The sequence below is a fragment of the Streptoalloteichus tenebrarius genome (assembly GCF_024171885.1).
GTDB classification, from domain to species: domain Bacteria; phylum Actinomycetota; class Actinomycetes; order Mycobacteriales; family Pseudonocardiaceae; genus Streptoalloteichus; species Streptoalloteichus tenebrarius.
The window spans coordinates 1-1,638 of record NZ_JAMTCP010000093.1; the positions used below are offsets into that span (position 1 = coordinate 1).

Genomic DNA, 1,638 nt, shown 5'->3' on the forward strand with positions numbered 1-1,638 from the left:
AAAGGCCCGAAACGCCCACTCAACGCGGACGCCTACGCCCACCACGTTCACAACGGTCGACTCGCCGTCGCCGTCGTCGACGGAACCGGCTCCACACCGGAGGTCGCGGAGTTCGCCCAACTCGCGGCCCAGGTGGCCGCGCGCGTCGCGGCGCGGCGCACCCCGGTGTGGGGTGTCATGGCCGCCGCCGAGCTGTGTGCCGACCCGACCGGCGCCCACCCCGGCCCCGTAACGAACGGCGCAATCGTGGTCGCCACCGCGATGCCTGACCGGGAATGGCTGATCGCATGGTCGGGCGACAGCGACGCCTACGGCTGGGACGCGGACGATCGGGGCGTCTGGCGGCTCACCACGCCACACACCGAGGGCCAGCGCATGCGCGAGGCCGGGGAGGCTGACGAGGAGGCGCGGAGGCACGACAACGTCTTGCTGCGAAGTTTGCGCACGGCGCCCACTGACGGGATCGACGCCGTGCGCAGCGAGGCTCGATACCTGATCCTCGCCTCCGACGGTCTGCACCGGCTCCCCGCCGACGAGATGGCCGCGATTCTCACCGAGCACTCCGACGACCCGGAAACCTGCGCGCAACAGCTCGTGAAGGCCGGGCGGGAGCACAGCAACGACGACATCACCGTACTGGTGTTGCAACACCCGCACCCGAAAGATGAAAGGGGGTGACCATGGCAGACCCGAAGAACCCGCCGCCGGACGAGTCTCCGACCCAGGAGATCCCGAGAATCCCCACGGCGGACCCCAAGAAGAAGTAACGAGGCCCCGGCACCGGAAGGTGCCGGGGCTCTTCCGTGTCCATGAGAAGTGGACAAAGTGGCCGAAAGTCTAGACGAGAAGGGGGAAGACGGCCAGCATGAAGACGTCCCACCAGAAAGGAGTGATCGTGGCTCACGATCCCGATCGTCGCCAGTGGGCCTACGGCGCGTGGTGGACCCCCGCGACGGAGGACTCCGACCCGCAACTCCTGAACCCGCAGCCCGATCCGCCGTCGGACGCCGAGCAGAAGTGACAACTGGTGCGGAGAAGTCCGCACCCACACCAGCGATCAACGGAGGACCGTGCCCGGCCCCCTGCGGGCCGGGCGCGTTTGTCACCGTGACGAAACGTACGTGGGCTGACGGGTGGAGCCGAGCAGCAGGCGGGACAGCCACACCGGGATCCAGGAACGCGTCTCCAGCCAGCGGAACCCCGCGTAGACGCCGCTGATCGCGACCGGGACGAGGAACGTCGTGGCGAGGCCGCGCGCGTCGTCGGCCAGGTCGCCGGGCAGCAGCCCGACGCCGACCAGCCACGCAACGACCGTTCCCCACAGACTGGGGACCAGGGTGCGCACGAGCGAGACCGCGTTGTCGGTCACTGGGCACCCCCGGCGAGTCGGTCCGCGATCCGGTCCACGATGTGGTCCGCGTATCCGTCGCCCAGCACGTCCTGGAGCACCGCGGTCAGGTGCGGGCGCAGCGCGTCGGCCAGCGACGCCGGGTCCGCTGCCGCCCGACTCGCCAGCTCGGCGACGAGGGCGCCGATCGACCGCCCGCCGGACAGGGCGTAGGCGTCGCCCAGGACGGCGTTGGACTCCACGGCCTTGGCCTGCGTCTCGGCCGCGATCTTCTCGGTCTGCCGCAGGTA

4 protein-coding genes are annotated in these 1,638 nt (G+C 70.1%); 2 read left to right on the plus strand and 2 right to left on the minus strand.

What is annotated here, in order from left to right; translation table 11 throughout:
• Together LX15_RS32030 and LX15_RS32905 are read left to right on the plus strand one after the other, a co-directional pair.
• A partial coding sequence (locus LX15_RS32030) for a PP2C family protein-serine/threonine phosphatase (protein WP_253674904.1) occupies positions 1 to 678 on the plus strand: 678 nt, incomplete at its 5' end.
• Between the two features lie 217 nt (positions 679 to 895).
• On the plus strand, positions 896 to 1,021 hold the full coding sequence (locus LX15_RS32905) for a hypothetical protein (RefSeq protein ID WP_301305604.1): 126 nt from the start codon (positions 896 to 898) through the stop codon (positions 1,019 to 1,021).
• Positions 1,022 to 1,102: 81 nt separating this feature from the next.
• Here LX15_RS32905 and LX15_RS32035 read toward each other — a convergent pair whose 3' ends face one another.
• Both LX15_RS32035 and LX15_RS32040 read right to left on the minus strand, forming a co-directional pair.
• The gene (locus LX15_RS32035; protein WP_253674905.1) at positions 1,103 to 1,369 is read right to left on the minus strand and encodes a hypothetical protein; all 267 of its coding nucleotides are present in this window, start codon (positions 1,367 to 1,369) and stop codon (positions 1,103 to 1,105) included.
• The coding region (locus LX15_RS32040) for a hypothetical protein (RefSeq protein WP_253674906.1) at positions 1,366 to 1,638 on the minus strand (273 nt) is incomplete at its 5' end. The genes LX15_RS32040 and LX15_RS32035, both read right to left, overlap by 4 nt.